Origin of the sequence: Enterococcus sp. VV15 (assembly GCF_005236045.1) — a bacterium.
In the GTDB taxonomy this organism is placed as follows: domain Bacteria; phylum Bacillota; class Bacilli; order Lactobacillales; family Enterococcaceae; genus Enterococcus_B; species Enterococcus_B durans.
In genome coordinates this window covers 36,502-58,083 of record NZ_QPTY01000007.1, presented here as the reverse complement: position 1 = coordinate 58,083, position 21,582 = coordinate 36,502, and the positions used below count along the sequence as shown (strand labels likewise).

General features: G+C 35.9%; 20 protein-coding genes and 1 pseudogene. 3 read left to right on the top strand and 18 right to left on the bottom strand.

The genetic code is table 11. From position 1 onward, the window contains the following. Positions 1-203: 203 nt before the first annotated feature. On the bottom strand, positions 204-782 hold the full coding sequence (locus tag DVW83_RS04420; RefSeq protein WP_104660602.1) for a lytic polysaccharide monooxygenase: 579 nt from the start codon (positions 780-782) through the stop codon (positions 204-206). Between the two features lie 78 nt (positions 783-860). Then, on the bottom strand, positions 861-2,678 hold the full coding sequence (locus DVW83_RS04415) for a fibronectin type III domain-containing protein (RefSeq protein WP_104660603.1): 1,818 nt from the start codon (positions 2,676-2,678) through the stop codon (positions 861-863). 375 nt (positions 2,679-3,053) lie between these two features. Here DVW83_RS04415 and DVW83_RS04410 point away from each other — a divergent pair, with 375 nt between their 5' ends. Beyond that, positions 3,054-3,524, top strand: coding sequence for a TspO/MBR family protein (locus DVW83_RS04410; RefSeq protein ID WP_005876335.1), 471 nt, complete (start codon positions 3,054-3,056; stop codon positions 3,522-3,524). Between the two features lie 65 nt (positions 3,525-3,589). Here DVW83_RS04410 and DVW83_RS04405 read toward each other — a convergent pair whose 3' ends face one another. The 4 genes and pseudogenes from DVW83_RS04405 to DVW83_RS04390 form a co-directional block, all read right to left on the bottom strand. Beyond that, positions 3,590-4,789, bottom strand: a complete 1,200-nt coding sequence (locus DVW83_RS04405) for an LCP family glycopolymer transferase (RefSeq protein WP_104660604.1) — start codon at positions 4,787-4,789, stop codon at positions 3,590-3,592. A 298-nt stretch (positions 4,790-5,087) separates the two neighbouring features. After that, complete coding sequence (locus DVW83_RS04400) at positions 5,088-6,584, bottom strand: Mur ligase family protein (RefSeq protein ID WP_137239075.1); 1,497 nt, start codon at positions 6,582-6,584, stop codon at positions 5,088-5,090. A gap of 16 nt (positions 6,585-6,600) precedes the next feature. Further along, positions 6,601-6,840, bottom strand: coding sequence for a hypothetical protein (locus tag DVW83_RS04395; protein ID WP_104660605.1), 240 nt, complete (start codon positions 6,838-6,840; stop codon positions 6,601-6,603). Positions 6,841-6,846: 6 nt separating this feature from the next. After that, positions 6,847-7,337: pseudogene (locus tag DVW83_RS04390) on the bottom strand (hypothetical protein); the annotation flags it as partial. A 50-nt stretch (positions 7,338-7,387) separates the two neighbouring features. Between DVW83_RS04390 and DVW83_RS04385 the strand changes: the two are divergent. Further along, complete coding sequence (locus DVW83_RS04385) at positions 7,388-8,206, top strand: hypothetical protein (protein WP_224784446.1); 819 nt, start codon at positions 7,388-7,390, stop codon at positions 8,204-8,206. A gap of 181 nt (positions 8,207-8,387) precedes the next feature. On the opposite strand, the gene DVW83_RS04380 is transcribed toward DVW83_RS04385, so the two are convergent. The 3 genes from DVW83_RS04380 to DVW83_RS04370 all read right to left on the bottom strand — a co-directional run bounded on the left by DVW83_RS04380 (position 8,388) and on the right by DVW83_RS04370 (position 9,890). After that, entirely contained in the window at positions 8,388-8,588 is a 201-nt protein-coding gene (locus DVW83_RS04380) for a cold-shock protein (RefSeq protein WP_002292860.1), read from the bottom strand. 131 nt (positions 8,589-8,719) lie between these two features. Beyond that, the gene (locus DVW83_RS04375; RefSeq protein WP_104660606.1) at positions 8,720-9,328 is read right to left on the bottom strand and encodes a superoxide dismutase; all 609 of its coding nucleotides are present in this window, start codon (positions 9,326-9,328) and stop codon (positions 8,720-8,722) included. 91 nt (positions 9,329-9,419) lie between these two features. Beyond that, positions 9,420-9,890: a GtrA family protein gene (locus tag DVW83_RS04370; protein WP_104660607.1), complete on the bottom strand. Its 471-nt coding sequence runs from the start codon at positions 9,888-9,890 to the stop codon at positions 9,420-9,422. Positions 9,891-10,406: 516 nt separating this feature from the next. Here DVW83_RS04370 and DVW83_RS04365 point away from each other — a divergent pair. After that, positions 10,407-11,210 (top strand): DUF1189 domain-containing protein, encoded by an 804-nt coding sequence (locus tag DVW83_RS04365; protein WP_016177104.1) that lies wholly within the window; start codon positions 10,407-10,409, stop codon positions 11,208-11,210. A gap of 252 nt (positions 11,211-11,462) precedes the next feature. Here the strand turns inward: DVW83_RS04365 and DVW83_RS04360 are convergent, their stop codons facing one another. The 9 genes from DVW83_RS04360 to mltG all read right to left on the bottom strand — a co-directional run bounded on the left by DVW83_RS04360 (position 11,463) and on the right by mltG (position 21,471). Then, positions 11,463-12,410: a phosphoglycerate dehydrogenase gene (locus tag DVW83_RS04360; RefSeq protein ID WP_104660349.1), complete on the bottom strand. Its 948-nt coding sequence runs from the start codon at positions 12,408-12,410 to the stop codon at positions 11,463-11,465. 128 nt (positions 12,411-12,538) lie between these two features. Then, positions 12,539-12,832: a HesB/YadR/YfhF family protein gene (locus DVW83_RS04355; protein ID WP_005876357.1), complete on the bottom strand. Its 294-nt coding sequence runs from the start codon at positions 12,830-12,832 to the stop codon at positions 12,539-12,541. 12 nt (positions 12,833-12,844) lie between these two features. Further along, the gene (locus tag DVW83_RS04350; protein WP_005876360.1) at positions 12,845-13,510 is read right to left on the bottom strand and encodes a potassium channel family protein; all 666 of its coding nucleotides are present in this window, start codon (positions 13,508-13,510) and stop codon (positions 12,845-12,847) included. Between the two features lie 219 nt (positions 13,511-13,729). Then, positions 13,730-16,840, bottom strand: a complete 3,111-nt coding sequence (locus DVW83_RS04345; RefSeq protein ID WP_137239073.1) for an N-acetylmuramoyl-L-alanine amidase — start codon at positions 16,838-16,840, stop codon at positions 13,730-13,732. Between the two features lie 124 nt (positions 16,841-16,964). Next, positions 16,965-17,597, bottom strand: a complete 633-nt coding sequence (locus tag DVW83_RS04340; RefSeq protein WP_104660347.1) for a response regulator transcription factor — start codon at positions 17,595-17,597, stop codon at positions 16,965-16,967. A 6-nt stretch (positions 17,598-17,603) separates the two neighbouring features. Continuing rightward, on the bottom strand, positions 17,604-18,671 hold the full coding sequence (gene liaS, locus DVW83_RS04335; protein ID WP_104660346.1) for a two-component system sensor histidine kinase LiaS: 1,068 nt from the start codon (positions 18,669-18,671) through the stop codon (positions 17,604-17,606). Continuing rightward, positions 18,668-19,399, bottom strand: a complete 732-nt coding sequence (gene liaF, locus DVW83_RS04330) for a cell wall-active antibiotics response protein LiaF (RefSeq protein ID WP_104660345.1) — start codon at positions 19,397-19,399, stop codon at positions 18,668-18,670. Before liaF ends, liaS begins: the two co-directional genes overlap by 4 nt. A gap of 281 nt (positions 19,400-19,680) precedes the next feature. After that, on the bottom strand, positions 19,681-20,160 hold the full coding sequence (gene greA, locus DVW83_RS04325) for a transcription elongation factor GreA (protein WP_104660344.1): 480 nt from the start codon (positions 20,158-20,160) through the stop codon (positions 19,681-19,683). 138 nt (positions 20,161-20,298) lie between these two features. Then, a complete protein-coding gene (mltG, locus tag DVW83_RS04320) occupies positions 20,299-21,471 on the bottom strand; it encodes an endolytic transglycosylase MltG (RefSeq protein WP_104660343.1) in 1,173 nt (390 codons plus the stop codon). Positions 21,472-21,582 lie beyond the last annotated feature (111 nt).

Here is a 21,582-nt window from a genome sequence, read left to right as displayed (position 1 = left end):
ACTGAACCAAAATCATTGACTCACAAAAAAAGCGAGAGAAAAGTACACTCACTTTTCCCTCACTCTATAGGATTGAATAAACTATTGGAACAGTAGAAACTCCTTGAAAAATAAATGAAGACTCGCAAAAATTTGAAGTTACGCGCATTCTGACCTATTCATTTAGGAGTAGCACTTCTATCCAACCTATTGATATTTACTTATTATTGGATATTTACATCAATTGCTTGATAAAAAGCATTAGTGGTATCGCTGATATTCCACACAGCTAAAATCACATGGTAGCCTTTGCGATCTTGCGGAACAGTGATTGTTTGATTGACGATTTTAGGTGGTACAGTTGCTTTATCATCAATTTGCGCAATCAATTCAAAATCACTGATTTTCAATGGTGCATTAGGATTCCAACCTGTTTTTGTTATATAGTAATCCCATGTGCTTGTTCGATGTTGCGCAGTTAGGTTCCATGAAATAGTCAAATTACCAGGATTGATCACACTTTTATGCCATCTTGTTGCCGTTTGCTCATCCAATGGTTCAAACCCAGTGACTCCAGCACTTGCTAATTTTCCATCAATAAATGTATTTTTAGGTGCTTCGATACTTTGTGGCTCCCACTGTGCACGCCCAACATTTTGATTCAAATTACCCGCTGCTGCCGTACCAAAATAAGCACGGCTTCCAGGGGAAGTGACATATCCATGTGCAAATCCAGAAGTACCGAATCCAAACAACCCTAACATGACTACACCGACAAACAATAAGACATTAAGCTTCTTCATAAATGAACCTCCTATTAGTTGATAGGTTCATTGTAATCGTTTTCTTCGCCAATAACAAACATTATGCTTTTATGATTTTTAACTGATTTTTTCCCATAAGGCAGGTACGATATCTGGTGTCCAGCCAGCAATTGATATATGTGCTTGCAAGCAACGATAACTAGATCCACCATAAGTTACGATACTTCCAATACTGTAGGCTTGATTAGTTGTCCAAGTATTCCCTTGACTATCTTCATCCAATGTTTTAACAGTGATTGCTTGACTGAAATCAGATGATCCGGATTGGTTGATTGCTTTGACTTGATAAATGTAAGTTGTATCAGCATCTAAATTATTATCTTCAAATTCATTCGTTTCACTGACACCTATACGAATGCCGTCACGATAAATAGCATAGTGCATCACTTGTTCATTCGGTGTATTTTTCACCCATGTTAACGTTAATTTATTTTGCAGAATATTTTTAGCTGTCAATTGAAGTGGCACAGAAGGTACTGGTAGCTGGCCTTCCGTTTCATCATTAGTTTTAAGCGACAAAATAGCAGAACGTTCTGACTTATTCCCCTCTGTGTCTACTGCTTCTACCGTATAAGAATAGGTCGTAGCTGGTTTTAGTCCTTTATGAAGGAAATTCGGTACTTTACTTGTTCCCACCAAACGATTTTCTTCGTAAATATTATAATGAGATACTTGAACATTGTCTGTGGATGCAGTCCATGACAATGAGATCGAATCAGAAGAAGCCACTCCATGTAAATCAGTTGGTGTAGACGGTTTTTCAAAATCTTCTGGTGACGGAGTATCTTTGCCAAATTGTTGAGCGACCGTTAAAAATTCATATTGATTTTTGACTTTACCTTGTCCACCATCCACCATTGCATCTCGGTTCATTGACCAGTAAGAAACCATACCGATTTTCTTTTCTTTTGCATGTTGGATAACTTTATTGAGCATTGCTGTTGTAAAATACGGATGTGCTTCGCTTTCAAATCCAATCGAAGGCGTTGTTCCTAGTCTTGCATATGCTTGTTCATCTGTTAACATCGTGTTGGTGAAACGCTTGTAATAATCCTTCAATTGAACCATCGTATTGTCTACTGCATCTAAAGAACCTTGTGCGTAGTCAGGAACGACACTGCCATAACACATCGTCATCAAATTAACTGTAGTTAGCTCTACTCCTGCCTCTAAATAGGCTTGTAGTACAGACAATCCTGTCGAAATCAGCCCAGTATCCATAACTGGTAAAGTCAATGTCACTTCTACACCCGTTTTTTCTTGGACTTTCCTGATCGCTTTTGCATTTGCTAAATTTTCTTGATAGCCCATTGCTGCCGCTTCCACATCGAAATCGACTCGAGTAAGGCCATAGCCTTGGATGATTTCAGTGTATGAATTAGCTAAAATAGAAATATCTTGTGTCGTTTCCCAAAAAGCACCAGAATTCAATCCACCAAAAGAAATCGCCACATCGCCACCGATTCCTCTCAATTCACGAATTGATTTTTTGATTCCTTCATATTGCCATTGATCATTGTCACTCTCGCTTAGTCCATTAAATCCACCCCAAGCCCAGTCAATTCTGTCATTTTTAACTCCTTTTGCTTGCATGAATCCTAAATTAAAGAATTTTTGCCCTGTCTTCTTTGCAACTGCTGCAAGATCTAGTGCACCATTGCTTGAAAGATCTTCTTTTGAGCTATAGGCAGTCATGTCCACAAAAGGAGCGACCACTTGATCTTCCCACTGAATACCTTGACCAACCCCAAAATCTGCTTGTTGTTTACTACTTTGTTCTGTTGCCAACGTTTCCTCTGCATTTAACAATAACGGTGCAATCAGCAAACTACAAAGCGCCGCTCCTACAAATAATCTTTTAAACTTTTTCTCCATTTCCCCACTCCTATCATATTTTTGTTATTAAAAATATTTATGTAATCGATTACATATAAATGATAACATTTATAAAATAACAAATTAAAAAACATTAACGTTATTTAATCTATTAAAGTCAAATTCTAACTTTAGCATGATTGTTGCTAAAAATCAGTTTAAAACTAAGAAAGAGTAGTACAAGAGGAAGAGATACTCTCACATTCTAAATAGAAATAAATAGCTGATTTTCAAAACGTCAAATACTTCTATCTAGCCTTCAACTAAAATAATAGCTAAACGAATGATTGCTTTTACCTTTTGGATCCCCAGAGTAAATTTGAGTATGTCTGAAATGTTCATGGTAAACTTAAATTATAGAAGGGAGATAATAAAATGGTTATATTAAAAGATTTTCGTTTTTGGTTATGTACAGTGGGAATCGTTATCCTAGGATTTATATCAGGGCTACTTAGTGGCAATCCTGGAAGTTACTATTATTCATTAGACTTGCCTCCGTTCGCGCCACCAAGTTGGATCTTCGGGCCGATGTGGACAGTACTCTATATCTTAATGGGTATGGCACTATACTTTTTAACGCAAATGGATGAGAGAAAATTGAAGCGTAAACTTCTTACACTATTCGTTATCCAATTTATCTGTAACTTTCTTTGGTCTGCTTTATTCTTTAATTTACAAAGTAATTTTATTGCCGCTGTCGATATTACTATCCTAGTCATTGTCTTAACGATCTTACTCTATCATTTATGGCTACATTTTCGTTTAGTGATGTGGTTACTTGTTCCATACTATTTATGGGTGCTATTTGCTACCTTGTTGAATTATTCTATCTACTTTTTGAATTGATAGCCTTCATTTTTTGCATAAAAAGAAACACTCGCGGGAGTTGAACAAACGCGAGTGCATCTTTTTTAATAGCCATTTTGGTCGTAATTTTGATCGTAGTTCTGGTCATAATTTTGATTATAGTTCTGATCATAGTTTTGATCGTAATTCTGACCATTATCTTGGTACCCATTTTGGGTCGTATCATTATTGTATTGATTGTCATACTGACTCGTGTCTTGAGAATAGTAGCTTGAACTGCTGTTGGTAGTTCCAGCATCCGTGTTTTCTCCATCCGAACCATCTGAGTCATCATAGAACATGTAAGACGCGTTATCATTCTTTAAGTTTGGCAATGTATCACTTGTCTTGATCTCTAATTGTTTTTTTAATTCATTTTGGATAGCTAACAAATCATTTTGACCTAGTATCTGATAATAAATATTATCGATCATTGCGTCTTTTCCTTTCAATTGATCTTGTTTGATCGTTTCAAAAGCAGAGGTATAATTTGTGGCTACATCCAACATGTCATCCCAGTCTAAATCGGTAGTGACATTTTTTTCAACAGCTTTTAATATTTTACGATAATTGCTTACGCCGTCTAAACTTAGCACTTTGTTCACGATCTTGGTAACTACTTCACGTTGTCGTGCTTGTCGGCCAACATCCCCTTTAGGATCTTCATGACGCATCCGAGAATACGCTAATCCTTTTTCTCCATCTAATGTTTGCTTACCAACTGGTACATGCACCCCATCTAGAGTGAAGTCGATTTTGTTGTTTACTTCGATCCCCCCAACCGCATTGATCAAATCTTCCATACCGTCTAGATTGATCGTTACATAATGATCGATGGGAATATCTAATAATTGCTCGATTGAATTCATTGCCATATCAACGCCACCAAACGCATAGGCGTGATTTAACTTATCCACAGTGCCGTAACCAACGATATTCGTATAAATATCGCGATCTAAACTGATGATTGTTGATTTTTTTTGTTGTGGATTGACGGTAACCACCATCATCGTATCCGAACGACCTTGTTCTGTCCGACCAAGTCCACCCGTATCTAGCCCTAAAAGTAGCACGGAAAAAGGTTCCTTATCATCAATATTGACTTTATTGTCACGCTTAGTCGATAATCGATTCGATTGTTTGGATATTTGACTTACTGTTTTACTTGCTTCTCCCATGAACTTGATTCCATAAGCTGAGATCCCGCCAATCAGAATAACAAGAACTCCTAAAAAAGCTAAAATAACTTTTTGCCACCGCTTCATAATACACCTCTGTCTCACATTTTCGTTAAAATATTTTCTCACATAACTAATAATTCAGCAATCCACTTAGTTAATCATAATAAAACTTTAAATAATAAATACAAGGATAACTGATTTATATGTATTTTTTCAAAATTCTTAAACTATCATACCATAGCATTTGTTTAGAGAAAAGTAGCAAATCTAGTCTTTCAAAGCGCTTTTACATATTTCGATTAAAATAGATAGATTATATTTATACTTTTTTTCAGTCAAAAAAAGAAACGTTGTCTTTAATCTGGACATTGTCTCTTCTTTTTTAACCTATTAAACACTCACACTTCAAATTCCGTTTATTTGCGATCTTTCGGATATATTTATCGATTTGTTGAAAATCACTTCCAGTAACAGATCCTTTTGCAAAGAGTAAACTATCTTCATTTAGTAGCGTTTCAATTCGCTGACTCATCTCAGATAAACTAGCAAACCATTGAAAATTTTCGTATTGTTGATGCTCAGCACTGAAAATCCCCTTGAACTGTTCACCATAGCCAAAAATATAATCTGCTGTAGATTGTTCCATCTGTCCTTTTAAGGATTCATGGACTTCTTTAGACGCCTCCCCTAAATCTGTAATTTGACCAAGGATCAATAATTTCGTTCCTTGGTAAAAAGGGCTGATTTCATTGAAATAAGCAATTGCATTTTTCATTGCCGGTAAAGATGCGTTATGGGTGTCATCAACAAATGTAAAATTAGGCCCACTATCAGATCTATAGTAAGTTTTCTCTAATATTTTCGTCAGCGGTTTAAATGTTTTAAAAGCCGCGAGGTAGGGATGGATATCTCCTTTGATTTTCCAAACAGTCAACAAGGCGGCTAATGTATTCGAGACCATTCCTAATGAAGCAACCGATAGATTTAAAGAAATTTTTTTGCCGAAAAATGAGATATTTACATTGCAATAGTCTCTTTTTTGCGTAGTACCGATCACAAAAACATCTCTAGTGGGGTCCGTTATCGAATAGGTAAAGATTTCACTTGTATGTTTACGTGCAGCATCTGTCAAAATAGCCAACTCTTCCGTTCCAATATCGGCATTGATGATAGCTGTTCCATTATCCTTCAATCCCTCGAAGATTTTTGCTTTATGACGTGCCACACCAATCGTGTCTTTCAATGAGCTAAGATGTGCCTCTCCAATTGAGGTCACAATCGCAATGTCTGGTTGAATAAGGTTTGACATTGATCCTGTGTCGTAAGAGTTCAACGCATTGACTGACACTTCTAAGTTCACTATATCTGGTTGTCCTACTAACTTACTCAAATAAAGAGGGATTGCAAAACGAACATTATGATTTCCTCGATTTGCAAGTACTTTTTCCTTTTGTAACAAGTGGGAAATCATTATTCTGGTCGATGTTTTCCCTGCTGAACCAGTGATTGCTATGACAGGATTATGGTACGCTTTTCGCAATTTCGAAGATATTTCTAACAAGAATTTCCAGCTGTCTTCTACAATAAATTGTGGTGTCTTAACCGAATGATCATCAATCGGTGTTTCTGTTATGAGTAAAGCAAACTCATTCTCCCGCCCTTTGATTTGGTCATTTCCATCTCTCCAGGCTATACTTTTACGATTAACATAATTTCTTCTTTCTGACGAAATAGAAACAAACGCGGTTGTTGAATAATCTTGATTGCGTTTTAAATGGCCAGAAAAATATTCAAAATCCGTGATTGGTTGATATAACCGATCATATCCTTTAAAAAAATTCCCCTCTATCCCATCCAAAGTATTCTGAATTGTCCACATGTATTTCCACCACCTTTTACCATCTACCACGTCGAGGTCTTGCTTGATTGACATATCTTGTAGCTGTCTTTTCAATTCTCGCGGGAGAGTTATCCTGATCAACTTCCCAAGGATAGAGTCCCTCTTCATTTTTTTCATATTGACTTAAATTGGCGTCCGTTGGATTCTTCAGGTGGTTTTTTTTCTTTTTTGATCGAAAACCGAAATACGAAAGGCCAATTAACGCTAATGCTGCAAAACGAATATACCCAACCATTTTTATTCACTCCTTCTGTTTATAATGAACCAAATAATTGATCAATCCAGATAAAAAATGTTCCGCATCATCGATTCTCATCCGAAAGCGATCATGACGGGCAAAAAAAGCCATAGTTGATTACTTCTGTTTTTTTAAAAAACTGGGCAAATTCAGGAAACATCACTCCTGTTGTGATTTCATGCAATACACGTTTCTCCATGACTGTGTTGATTCGCTCTTGTGTGGCTATAAACTCCTCTTCTGTTTTAAACAGTCTTTCTCTTGATTCACTTGTTTCCAATTTTTTCATCATTTTGGATGCCGCAACTAGTAATTCAAGCATCGTTGGATACGCAGTGTCCCGCTTGTCAATAAAATCGATATTTACCATCGCATTTTTGATACCAAATTCATAATATGTGTCTTTTTCTTGATATTTTATCATTTTCATTTGTTGCATAGCTCAGCCAATGGTCATGGTATTTTTGATAACCATCTGTGACAAAATGTTCCATTGATCAACCAAAGACCGAATAAAATAAAAATGATGGAATGGTGTTTTATCGTGGCAGTCACTAAAGTAAGAGTTAATCAAGAGAAACGAATACAAAAAGCTAAATTACCTGCATTTACTGATGAACTATGTTCAGCATTTGATGGGCTAACTTCTGAATTAACTATTTCCTTTCAAAGATTAAATCTTACTGCCACTGAAATCAAATTTTTATTTCTCTGGTTACAGACACGTACCTCCTTTTATCTTAGTAATCATTTTTTAGACAAAGCCGTCAAAGTCCATTTAAAATGGGATACACCTATCAAACAGTTTCAAAATACTTTTTATCATTATCTTTATTCTATTGGGTTTAAATCTTCACAGATCAACAGCAAAAAGATGCTCTTGAACAGCACCTTATTTGCCAATGGAATGACTGATTATCTATTTCCCGAGTTTTCGATTATCAAGCATGATATCTCAACCTTTATCGAAAAAAATTATCCCACATTCAATCGTGAAATCAATCGTCTCTCACAACACTTTAAAAATCAAAGTCAGACATTGGCATGGGTTCACCCATGGAATCTAGCAGAAGCGTTTATGATTGTAGCTTCTCCTACTTATTTTGATAAAGAAATAAAAATCAAATTTGAAAGTGATTTTCCATTAAGTATTGAATTGACTTATATGGAAATGCTGCAAGAACAATTACGTATCTATTTAAATGTTCTCTTTACAAATGATTTCTTATACAAGCCCGACTTGATCATCCGGACAACAGACATTTCGTTAAAAACAGTGACTTACGAAGAGTCTATCCCCACTTTGACGATTTCTACTGAAATGTCTAGCGAACAGATCTATCTACTAAGTCAAAAGATCTAAAAAATAGTAAATCGTTGATTCTTCCACTAAAGTACAGGAGAAACTATTTTTTCAAATTTTGTAAAAAACAAGTCACTATTGCCATAGGAGCACTTACAAAATCAAAAAAGAAGATGGATCAACCATCTTCTTTTTATTGCTTTGATCAGACCGCAACCGCGGGCTTTTCTTCAACAAATTATTATAATTTAGTCACTTCAGCAGCTTGTGGACCACGAGCGCCTTCAACAATCGTAAATTCAACTTCTTGACCTTCCTCTAAGCTCTTGAAGCCGTCACCTTGGATTGCTGAAAAATGTACAAATACATCGTCTCCGCCATCTACTGTAATAAACCCAAATCCTTTTTCATTGTTGAACCATTTTACTGTTCCATGTTCCATAAATGTATAGCCTCCAAAAAAGTTCTTGCAAGATACCTTGCAAGCCTATTATACCCAATTTAGAAAACGCTAGCAAGCTTTGCTAAATTTATTTTTCAATTCGATTTTGGAGTATACAAAACAGATATCGTTTATTTTGCAGCTGCAAATTGTTTGTTTACTTCATCCCAGTTAACAACATTCCAAAAAGCAGCAATATAGTCAGGGCGTACATTTTTATATTTCAAGTAATATGCATGCTCCCACACATCTAATCCTAAGATAGGTGTTTGGCCTGTCATCAATGGAGAATCCTGGTTTGCTGTAGAAGTGATTGCCAATTTACCATCTTCCAACACTAACCATGCCCAACCTGATCCAAAGCGTCCGGCAGCCGCTTTCTTGAACTCTTCTTTAAATGTTGCAAAATCACCAAAAGCTTCATCAATCGCTTCTTTGATTTCGCCTGTTGGTTCGCCACCTGCATTAGGTGCCATGATTTTCCAGAAAAATGAATGGTTTGCATGTCCACCGCCATTGTTTTGTACCGCTATCTTAATATCAGTAGGAATCGCGTCCATATTAGAAATCAATTCTTCCACTGATTTTTCGCCTAATTCTGGATACTTTTCAATAGCTGCGTTTAAGTTTGTAACATAAGTATTATGGTGTTTGTCATGATGCAAGTGCATCGTTTCTTCATCGATATATGGTTCCAGTGCATCAAATGCATAAGGTAGATCTGGTAATTTGTAAGTCATAAAAAAATTCCTCCTCAATGTGTTTGTTCATAGTCTTTACACTACAAAGAGTAACAAAGAGAAGGGATTTCTACAAAAATTATGCTTATAGCTATTTCTTGTTCTGATTTTCAGGAAGTTCTTCTTCAATAATTTCTGTCTCTTTAAAGATAAATAATTTACTGAAAATATAATTTGCTAATACTACGATGACCTGTGTAATGATTTTTGCCACATAATCATTGACATCCATCACTTGGATCATGAGTAGCATGGCACCCATATCCATTCCGTACGATACTACTCGATAAAAAATAAATTTTCCAAACTCGATAATTAAATGAAGAAAGCTTGGAGATTTTGAATGGAATACCCAAATTTTATTTGTGACAAATGCAAATAAAACGGAACAAATCCAAGAGATCGTATTAGAAACAGGCATACTTAACTCAAACAGTTGTAGTGCAATATAGAAACTGACAAAGTTAACAACTGTTGCCAAACCACCAAAAAAGAGGTAAATAAAAATCTCCCAATACCCTTTTCGTTCTAAAAAATGTTTTGCTTGATGATAAAGATTCATTGGTCAACCTACCTTACTATTCATTTCTGCTTTATCATACCTTATTTAGGGAGATATTTCATCTTCATTTCTTAAAATCAATCGTTTCTTATCCTTTGCATTTGTTTCCGCTTGAATCATTATATTCATTTTTTTTATTTTGGATCTTAGATAGTCAGATATTTTTTAGGGATTTCTTTGTTTTGAAGCTATTTTTTGAGCTATAGTAAGATAGCGTAATTGCTGATGTATCCCAAAGATCATGGAAAGCATCAGAAATCAATGATAATCTACCTGAAAAAAACCACACCAATAAATTCTACTAAAATAATCACACCATTTGATAAAACAGCCCAAAAAATTTTAGTTGATCGCTAGTGGTCTTTCATCTTTTCCTACATTAACCTTTACTCTATCAGCATATCATGTTTACTAAAAATGACTCATCAATTTTGTGTTTTCCTATATGCCCCCTTGTATTTCCTTTCTGACTTCGCTAGAATTGCTAATGACGACACTATTATTAAAGGAGTAGTTATGACAACTAAACAATTAATCATTAGCTCTTTCACACAATTCAAAGAGCTTAAAAATGCCAGAAACACACCATTCGGTAAATCGATCCTCTATTTATTGGTGCTCAGTATCATTATGGCGTTGCCTATCTCCTTTCAAATTTTTCAAGTCTTGAATAATATCAAAGCGGATGGGCAGAAAATCGCAACTAGAATTCCAGATTTTACGATCAAAGATGGCAAAATCGACACAAAAGATAAAGAGGGGTTCATTTACCAAACCAATTCAATCATATTCACATTTGACCCAGAAGGTAGACGCTCAGAAAAAGATGTCACTTCTGACTTGATGGGGAACTTTCTAAGTGTCGGCATGCTTGAAAATGAGCTTGTGGTCGCTTTCCCAAATACGGGAACAACAACTGCTTTACTAAGCAGTAATCAATTCGAACTTGAGTACACAAATGATGCCATAAAAAATCTAACAGGGAAACAATTACGCGATACCTTAAGTGAAGCATCGATTCCATTTTGGATAAAAGCCGTGACTTTCTTGATTTCAATCTATCCGAGCTTCTTGAACCTGATCATCACATTATTTTTTGCTAATTTCGCTGCATACATCTATGCACGACTTCGTTTAACAAGAGCAACGTTTCTTGATTGTTTGAAAACAATGATTTATGCGATTTCACTTCCTACCTTGTTGGCTACGATTCTAATGATCTTCTTGCCATCATTTGATACAAGTGCATTTATCGCGATTGCCGGATTATTCATTTTTGCCCAAGCCGTCAAAGGTTGGCCCAAGATTCAAATGATGTAAAAAAGAGGACGAAATAAAAGTCGTTTAGTTTTGAGAAATTGGAGTAAAAAGGGGCTGGGACAGAAGGAGTTGCTTCTGCTCCCACCGTTTATTCGTTTTTAAAGCGTGGGACAAAAGTGTTTCTTACTTTTGTCCCACGCTTTTTTTGAATTCCCAAAAAATCTGACTTTTAGACGTCGTTTATTCGAGAGTCTGTAGCAAAACTGATTTTTAGATTTATCCCACATTCTTTTTTCTAAACCTAGATTTTTCTCAATATCCTTTGTTTAGTTCAACCTGATTAACCTTCAACTCGTGATTTGTCATGTAGCTTTGTAGGTTATCTAAAAAGATCTTCATCAATTTATTTTGGAAATCAGGTGTCAATCCTGCAATATGTGAAGTCAATAAGACATTGTCCATTTCCCACAACGGACTATCGTAAGGTAAAGGTTCTTCCTCAAAGACATCCAGAGCAGCAAAAGCTAATCTCCCTTCATTTAGAGCAACAACCAACTCATCCGTTTTTAAGGACGCACCTCTTCCTACATTGATCAATACTGCCTGTTGATTGAATTTTTTAAATAACTCTCCATTAAACAATCCTTTTGTCTCTTCCGTCAAAGGTAGAATATTTACAATGATAGTCATTTCACAAACTATTTCAGACAACTCTTCCAATGGGTAGGTTTGTTTAAAGCCATCTACAGGATGTCCAGAAGTATTGATCCCGTAACACTCCATATCAAATCCAGTTGCCTTTTTTGCAACCATTTTCCCAATTTTCCCCGTACCAATAATCAGTACCTTTTGATTTTCTAAAGGCTGATAGTGCACGTTCGATCCTAACCATTTTTTTGCGACTTGTGCCCGTTGCGCCTGAAATAGCCCTCTTGAATAACCAAGGATGATTCCCATGATATGCTCTGCAATCGATTCGCTATGGATACCACTACCATTAGATACCAATATCTCTTTCTCAGCAAATTTATCTAATGGTAAAGTATCCACACCAGCAGAAATCGACTGAACCCATTTTAGATGATCAGAAGCAAGCAATTTCTCTTGGTAGTTTCGGTTCCATCCCAGACTGATTTCCACATCGGTAAGCTCTTCTTCTGTCAAATCAGTTTTGATCGTATAGTTTGGGGCAATCGATTTGATTTTATCCATAAATTCTTCTCTAAAGTCTCGATCTAAGTAAATAATTTTTTCTCCCATGTCGTTAACCACCCTTCTTTTCTTTAGTTTAGCTTAAGTACAATAAAGTACGAAACAATCTGTTTTCTTCAGAACTAGAGAAAAGGAGTCTTTCGACCGATTGCTCGCCGAAAATACTCCTTTTCTCTTTATTGTTCTTTGAAATGATACACTGGTTCATCTAAAGTTTCATCATAATCTACTTCTAGATCATATCCTTTAAAAAACCATTCATCGGCTTCGTCAATAAAAAATAGGATACCATCGATCACTTCTTTTTTTACAGGATGTTCTGGCAACTCTACAGACATACCAATGGAAAAGCCTTCATGCACTTCTGTTTTCCCATAAACCTTCCCAAAGAAACGTATACCATAATCTTTAGGTAACGCTACTTCTGATTCAAACCACTTACGTGCATTTTCTGTCACTGTCAATTCCATTTAAGCATCCCCTTATTGATTCATTTTGTCATCCAAAATATCTACATCTTCCGTCTCACCGATCACTAACAAATTATCATTTTCCAGCACATATTCATCAGCAGCAGGTGAGACTACGACTGTTCGATCTGAACGTCGGATTGCAACTACAGTTAAATCATAACGCTGTCTAAAATTTAATTCCGCTAACGTTTTATTGAAAAATTTAGGATTAGATACTCGAATTTCCGCAAGCGAAAACTGATCGGACAACTCTAAATAATCAAGGATATTCTTCGATACTAAGTTATGAGCAATTCGAATCCCCATATCACGTTCAGGATGGACAACGCGGTCAGCACCTATTTTTTCCAGAACACGAGCATGATACTCATTTTGTGCTTTTGCCAAAATATTAGGCACACCCATTTCTTTTACCATCAACGTAACCAAAATACTTGCTTGGATATCCTCACCGATCGCTATGATCACATGATCAAAGTTTCTGATTCCTAAAGAACGTAACGTCATTTCATCTTGCGCATTTGCTACTACAGCGTGCGTAGCAATATTCATATATTCATTTACTCGATCTTCACTGCTGTCGATGGCTAATACTTCTTGACCCGCTTCGACTAACGTACGGCAGATACTACCACCAAAACGACCGAGACCTACAATTGCAAAGTTTTGTTTCACTGGTTTCCTCCCTTATCTTTTTACCTAAGTATAGCAAAGGCTTTCTAAAAACGAAAGAAAGCTTTCTTTTTTAGAACTAACAATCTAATTGTATGAGAAAAATAATCAGCCCTAACAAACATTGCTAGTGACTGATTATTTATTACCCCTTTTTCAAGCTCCCTTTAGTCATCTGATCTTAAAAAGGAACAAGTGAGTTTAGTTTTATATGTTAAAAAATTATAATTTTTCATCTGTGATAGCTTCCACAATCCCTTTAGCTATCTGATCAATATTTTTTCTAATGTTTGCTACATCTCTTGAATTTGTGATGAACCCTAATTCAGCTAAGCGGTAAGGAATTCCTCGTGATTGAAGTACATTCATATTCAATAAGTCAGTTCGTAAATTGATCCCGCCAGTGTTTTGAACAGATCCCCATAATCCTACGTAATTTTTTATAACATTTGCAATAGCGTAGTTTTGAGGAGTCAACGAATTACCATTACGATGAGCAATCACATGGCCTCCCGTGCTGAGATCGATAGCACCACCATCTAAATGAAATTCACTAACGGAAGAAAATGAAGTACTAATTGTGTAAGCACCTTGCAGTCGCTGAGAATCTTGATACATATCAGCATTTGTATTGTAAAAAGTAATTTTATTTTTTGTTAAACGCCCCGCCCACTTTTGGAGATATGGCATCAGTTCTTTCCTCGTAAAATCTCGCTCATTTACTCCAGCATAGGAAGCACCTGGATCGTTTACTCCATGTCCCATAACAAATAAGTGATTGATTGATGTTTGATAAGGTGTATCTGTCTTACCAGGAGCAGATGCTCCTTTTTTCACCAAAACAACTTGGATAGCTTCCATTCTTAATCCTAGATCGCTTGTCCCAGCATATTGATCATTTTTCGCCCAATCAAGCCAACCTAGTTTAGCAGAATGAACACGGTAATAAACATCATAGTTTAGCTCAAGTTGTCCCGTTAATCTGATTCTAATTCCTTCAACACGTAACTTATTGCCTGTTGTTCCAGAAATTTCGTTGTTTGCTACATATGGCTGCCAACCGATTGATTGTACATGACTACTATATTCGATGTTTCCAGGTAGCGGCGTATCCGTTACATTCAAACGAAGGGCCTCCATCCTCAATCCTTTACTAACAGTACCTGCTATTGAGCCGTTAGCTTGCGGATTTTGCCAACCTATAGTCTGTATATGAGTTTGATAGTTTACTTTTGGCAAAGCTAATTTATCTTTTTCATAATATGAAGTTCCTAGTTTGGGACCAGACTGACCTTTAACTACTAATTGGATTTGAATAGCTTCAACTGAGTATGCAAAACCGGTACTTCCTGCCTCTAAGTCATTTTTAGCCCAACCTAACCAACCCAGATAAGCAGAATGGGTTCGATAATAAACATCATAATACTGACTTAATTCTCCAGTTAAACGAATACGTATTGCTTCTAATCTCAATTTTCTCCCTATCGTCCCCGATACCTCTTCATTATTTACATAAGTTTGCCAACCGATACTTTGGATATGACTACTATACTCAATCCCACCAGACAAAGTTGTTCCTGAAATGTTCATTCGAATGGCTTCCATTCTTAGTCCAGAACCTACTGAACCTGATATTGAGTTATTTGATTGCCAATTTTGCCAGCCAATCGACTGACTGTGTGTTTGATAGTTAATATTCGGTGTCCTCATATTTGCTTGTTCATGATAAGCGTTGCCCACTTCTGGACCCATCCCATTTTTTTCTATCATTTTTATTTGGATAGCTTCCATTGGATAACCAAATCCAGAAGTACCTGCTTCGCTATTATTTTTTGCCCATCCCATCCAGCCAAAGAATGCTGAATGCACCCGATAATAAATATCATATTTTTGACTCAATTCTCCAGTTAAGCGAATACGTATTGCTTCAACTCTTAAAGACTGCCCGGTCGTCCCAGAAACTTCACCATTTTTCACATAAGATTGCCAACCTTCACGCTGAACATGACTACTATATTCGATATTTCCTGAAATACTAGTATCATTTAAAAAAATTTTTATTCCTTCAACCCGTTTATTTTGACCAGTCGTCCCAGCTATTTCTCCATCTACAGCCGGTGGCTGCCAGCCAATTGTCTGGACATGCGTTTGATACGCAAGATTTGGCGACGTTGTCATACTAGAATTACTTTGTTTTGTTTCTATTGACTGATCACCGCTTGATTCTTTTTCTATAGGATCGGAAACAATCACTTTAAAAACACTTAATTGCTTTTTTTCATCACTCAAAATGACTTCTGTTTGTCCTGCCTTAAGTGCCGTGATTTTTCCATAGTTGTCAACTTTAACGATGGTGGTATCAGTAGATTGCCAGCTTGGATTTTGTAAAACTGAATCTTTTGGGATAACAGAATACTCTAGTTGTAAAGAATCTCCAACAGTTAAATTAGTGATTTCATTTTTCGATTCAACTTTTTCTACAGAGGTTACTTCTGGTTGTAGAAAGTTAACACTCACAGCCACTGGTATCGTTGTTTCTGAATTCTCTATCAAAGTAGTTTTCTTAGAAAATTTCACATGATAGATATAATTTAAAGGAACTTGGATCGATGTTGTAAATGAAGTACCATCATATTGCCACTCAGGTGTTTCAAGTGTAACTTGATCATTTTCAGGTCTGAGTGTTTCATCTGTTATAATCCATGTTTTATCAAACAATTTGGAAGAAACGTGTCGTTTTTGGTTTGATCCTTTAAAATAATGGATCGCATCATTAGTTGAAAGATCAATTTTGCTTAATTGATTATTTGAAACATCTAGGTAACTTAAAGCACTTAAAGCTGCTACATCCAATTCCTTCAAATTGTTATTTTGTGCTTCTAATTTTTTAAGCTTTTTAAAATATTGAATACCCTCTAATGTTTGAATATCTAAATCACTTAAATTTAATTCCGTTATTTGATTAAGTTCCTCCTCGAGTAGCTTGTCATTCTTATTATCAATCGTTTTCAACAAGAAATTCCGGAAATTTTCATCTGGGAAATTTTGTTCATTGATACTAATCCTCTCAACATTTTCTATTTCTGTATTTGATTTTTGAGTAGAACTTATTGCTTGAGTGCTACTAGCTGTTTCTTGTGATAGTTTACTATCAGTAAGACTTTCTGTGGTTTTTACTGTAGGTGTTTCACTATTTGACAATGGGTGATTATCAGTCGTTTGTTCCTGTTCCACTTGTTTGTTGGGATTACTCGTCACAGCGGACACGCTAGGTGTTATAGTTCCAACAATAAACAATAGTGTTAATATTATTCCTAATAGCTTTTTCTTCATAGTCTTCTCCTTCATTTTTATAGTCAAATAAAAATCACTCTACCTTCTATTAAACTATAAAAAAAAGAAAATGAAAAGTTGATGAATAAAAAAAGCTGAATTCAAATTCAGCTCTTCAATCATATCATTTAACTAATCCATGTTTGAACGCATAGATTGCAGCTTGCGTTCGGTCTTCGACTTCTAACTTTGCCAAGATATTCGAAACATGAGTTTTAACAGTTTTAAGTGTGATAAATAATTCATCTGCAATTTCCTGATTACTTTTCCCTTCAGAGATCAACATCAAGATTTCATTTTCCCGATTCGTTAAATCTTCATGAAGGACTGGTTCATTTCGTCTACTCATTTTCTCCATCATTTTGTTTGTTACTTCAGGTTCCAACACACGTTCTCCACGCTGTGTTGCTCGGATCGCATCTGCTATTTCATGAGCAGTTGATGTCTTCAATAAGTAGCCTGCCGCACCTGCCTCAATTGCTGGATAAACTTTTTCATCATCAATAAAACTAGTTACGATAATGATTTTTGCTTGTGGCCAATCCTTTAAAATAGCTTTAGTTGATTCGATGCCATCCATTTCTTCCATGACAAGATCCATCAAGATCACATCAGGTCGTAATTCCATTGCCTTTTCGTAGCCTTCACGCCCGTTTTCTGCTTCGCCAATCACTTCGATATCGTCTTGGATCGATAAATAAGAAGAAACGCCTAAACGAACCATTTCGTGATCATCTACAAGTAAAATTTTGATCATCTTTTCTTACCCCTCCTTCATTAAAGGAACTTTGATTTCAATGCTAGTACCTTGACCTTTGAAACTAATGATCTTCACTGTTCCACCGATACCTGCAACCCGTTCTCTGATATTATTTAATCCATAACTGCCAGTTTTAGATTCATTCATATTGAATCCTGCTCCATCATCGATCACTCGCAATAATAGATTGTTATTGATCTTATGCAAATAAACTTCCAATTCGTTCGCCTTCGCATGTCGTAGCGTGTTAGACAACAACTCTTGTACGATACGGAACAAATGATCCTCGATTGAACTTATCAATTTTACGTCTTCAATGTCCCATTTCAAGGAAATTTGAATTTTACTTTGTAATTCTTTCAACAGTTGTTCGATTCCTTGTTTCAAACTCTTTTCTTCAAGATTCACTGGACGAAGATGGAGCAACAATGCACGCATTTCTGATTGTGAGGCATTGATGATATCCGCTACCATTTGCAGTTGTTTACGAAATTTTTCAGATGTGTCTGTTTTTTCTGCTTGTTCAGTTAGTGCAGACATCATCATCATTGCCGCAAAAAGTTGTTGAGAAACAGAATCATGCAATTCTCGAGCTAATCGATGTCTCTCTAATTCTAAGATTTCTTCTCTCGTTTGTCCATCCACATATTGCGGTCTGCTTGTCATAATTTGGAGTTCACTTGACACTTCGATCATTTTCTCTTTGATTTTGGTGATCTCCTGATCAATGTCATGTAAATAGATATCATCGACTGGTCTTGGTATTGGTTGGTTCAAAATAGGCGATTCATAATTACCAGCCGATAGAGTCCGTAATTTTTCCTCGATTTTTCCATATCTCGCTTTTTGAATAACCGATACAGTCAAAAAAACGAGAATTCCTACACCTAAAGCAATGGCAAATAAGTGAAAGATCAAAGGAATATACAAGAGTCTAGCACTTAATAACTCTCGCCACCAATCTGTTTGGTTACTCGCATAAAAATAAGTAAATAAAGAGAATAAAATGATCAAGAAAGAAACTATTGCTGAATAAACAGCAAACATTGGCTTCGACAATTTGCTGATCATACTCGTATCACCTCAACATCTCCCAAAAGTGAATTCGTGATGATCTTTAAACGTCTTGGATTTTCATCATAATCGTTACTATAGATTTTGATGGATTCATTTTTCAATGAAAATTGTTCTTCTTCAAATAAAACATTTCCAGCTAAAGTAGCATGTTCTAAACTCACTGCGATACCTACAGGAACTAAGATACGTGTTCTACCGATACCCTTTCGGACGATCACAATATTGTCATCCTTGGGTAATAAAGTATTTCCCAAATCAATGATCGTATCTCCAGATATCAGTGTAATATTGATATCATCCCACTCATACACATCATTTCCAATTCTTTGATTACCAAATAATTGCTGCTTCTTTCGCTCATTGTTATGAGATTTTAACTGATCTGTTTGGACCATGACCATCTGTTTTTTACGCCAGAATGCATTTTTAGTAAGGTCGATACCTGATATCTCTACACCTTTTAGACCAATGAACAAAACAGCAAAAACAGCCATCATCCATAACGCAGGGCTATTCACTAAGCTAAAGAAGATGATCAATCCTCCCATAATTAATTGAAAATTTTGAAATCCTGATCGTGGATGCTTTTTTAATGCTAAATATATATTTAAGATACCAAAAAGTACCAAAAGAAGTAAGGCGACATTATTGACGATTTGCCAAATAGCAAAAAGCAATAGCAGCGTTTCGACAATGATAAAAAAACGCCAAGAACTATTCATCTTTTTTCCCCTTTCATAGTCATTCTCGTTCCATCATACCTAGTTTTTGTCAAAGATACCATAGGGCTTAAGATGTAAATCATTGTTGCAAAAAAAGGGTAAGACAAAAGTAAAATCACTTTTATCCCACCCTAGCAATTCGAATACACAGCGGAAACGAAAGCAACCGCTTCGAAAAATAAAACGAAATTCTCAAAAATCAATAAAATTGTTTTTGTGGATTTCCTCTTATTTCTTGAGGCACTTTTTCTGCCTCTTTTTTACTCAAACAACCAGTTGATTTATGCTTGTTCTACTTTAGTGATTTTAACCAACATATCGCCACCAGGAGTTGCGATGGTCACTTCGTCATTAACCAACTTACCGATCAATGCTTGAGCAATTGGAGAATCATTAGAAATTTTCCCAGAAAATGGATCTGCTTCTGCACTTCCTACAATCGTATACTCTTCTTCCTCACCATCAGGCAATTCAATAAAAGTAACTGTTTTACCAATCGATACTTCGTCCGCATCTACACCGTCATTATCAATGATTTGTGCAAAACGAATCATTGTTTCGATTGTTGTGATTCGTCCTTCGACAAATGCTTGTTCATCTTTCGCAGATTCGTATTCTGAGTTTTCAGATAGATCACCAAAGCTGCGGGCAATCTTGATACGCTCAATGATCTCACCGCGTTTAACTGTTTTTAATTCTTCTAATTCTTCTTCTAGTTTGGCTTTGCCTTCTAGAGTCATAGGGTAAACTTTCTCAACCATGTATAACGTCTCCTTCTTATCTTTTGGAATACCGCAAAAGGTAATCTTTTGAGGATATAATCCAAAAAAGATTACCACGCTTTTCCTAAAATGTAAATGTTTTTTTATTAAAATGAATCCCTAGTGATATCTCCTATTTTACGAATTATTGACATATTTATCAACTAATTCTAAATGTTCTTCATAAGTTTTTGCAAAGTAGACATCCCCAGTTTTGATATCCGCTACAAAATAATAGTAATCATTTTTTGTCGGTTCCAAAACAGCTTTAATCGAAGCTTCACTAGGGTTATCGAAAGGCCCAGGTCCATATCCTGTATTGGTATATAGATTATAAGGAGAATCCACCGTAGTATCCTCATATGTTACCAATTCTTTGTGTTCCCCTAATGCATACAACACAGAAATATCAGACTGTAAAGGCATGTTTGCTGCAATCCGATTATAAAATACTTGAGCAATATTTTTACGATCGCTTTCTTTGACCCCTTCTTTTTCAACCAATGATGCCAAAGTCAATACTTCTTGCACCGTATGATTTTGTTGTTTGATTGTTGAAAAATAAGGTTGTAACACCGTATTTGTTTTATTGACCATTTGGATCACTAAGTCTTTAAGTGACATCTTTTTGTAATAGTCATAGGTAGCTGGGAACAAATAGCCTTCTAAACGATATTTGACATTTTCAGCCGTACCAGCGCTTGCCAATAAATCAGGGAATTTTTGCTGTAACTCTTTGAAGAACGTATCATCTTTCATCAAATCTAAAAATTCTTGTTCGTTTTTCCCAGTTACTTTAGCGACTCGAGAAGCAATTTGATTGATATCATATCCTTCCGGAACAACTACCTTACCATCCGCTACTTCTGTCGGTTCAGAAGTACCACCTTCTTGTAATTCCTTACCGATTTCATCTAAAGTCATATTAGGTGCCATTTGGTAATATCCAGCTTGAAATCCAGTCATATTTTTGAATTTCGTATAATAGTTAAATACGATACCGCTCTTAATGATATTATCCTTCTCTAAGATTTCCCCGATTTGCTTATTTGAAGAGCCACTTGGGATCTCTACTTGCACCAATTGGTCATCTGATGCATCCAGCGGCTTTAACCCACTGTCGACATAACGGTACACTGTAAAGCCAAGAACGCCTCCAACGATCAATAATGTAAGCACAATCACCATAATGATCTTACTTACGATCTTATCCTCTTTTTTACGTAAATTCTTTCTCTGAGTGATCACTTCAGTAGTATCAGAAGAAAGATTCTTTTTTTTCTCCACTGGACGTTGTTTGTTTTCTGACAAAACAACTCCTCCTTACTATCAAGTTCGTAACTTTATTCATTATACATGATATTTGAATTGGCGTGAATGATTTTATTTAAATATTCTATCAAAAATGTAAGTAGTAAATTC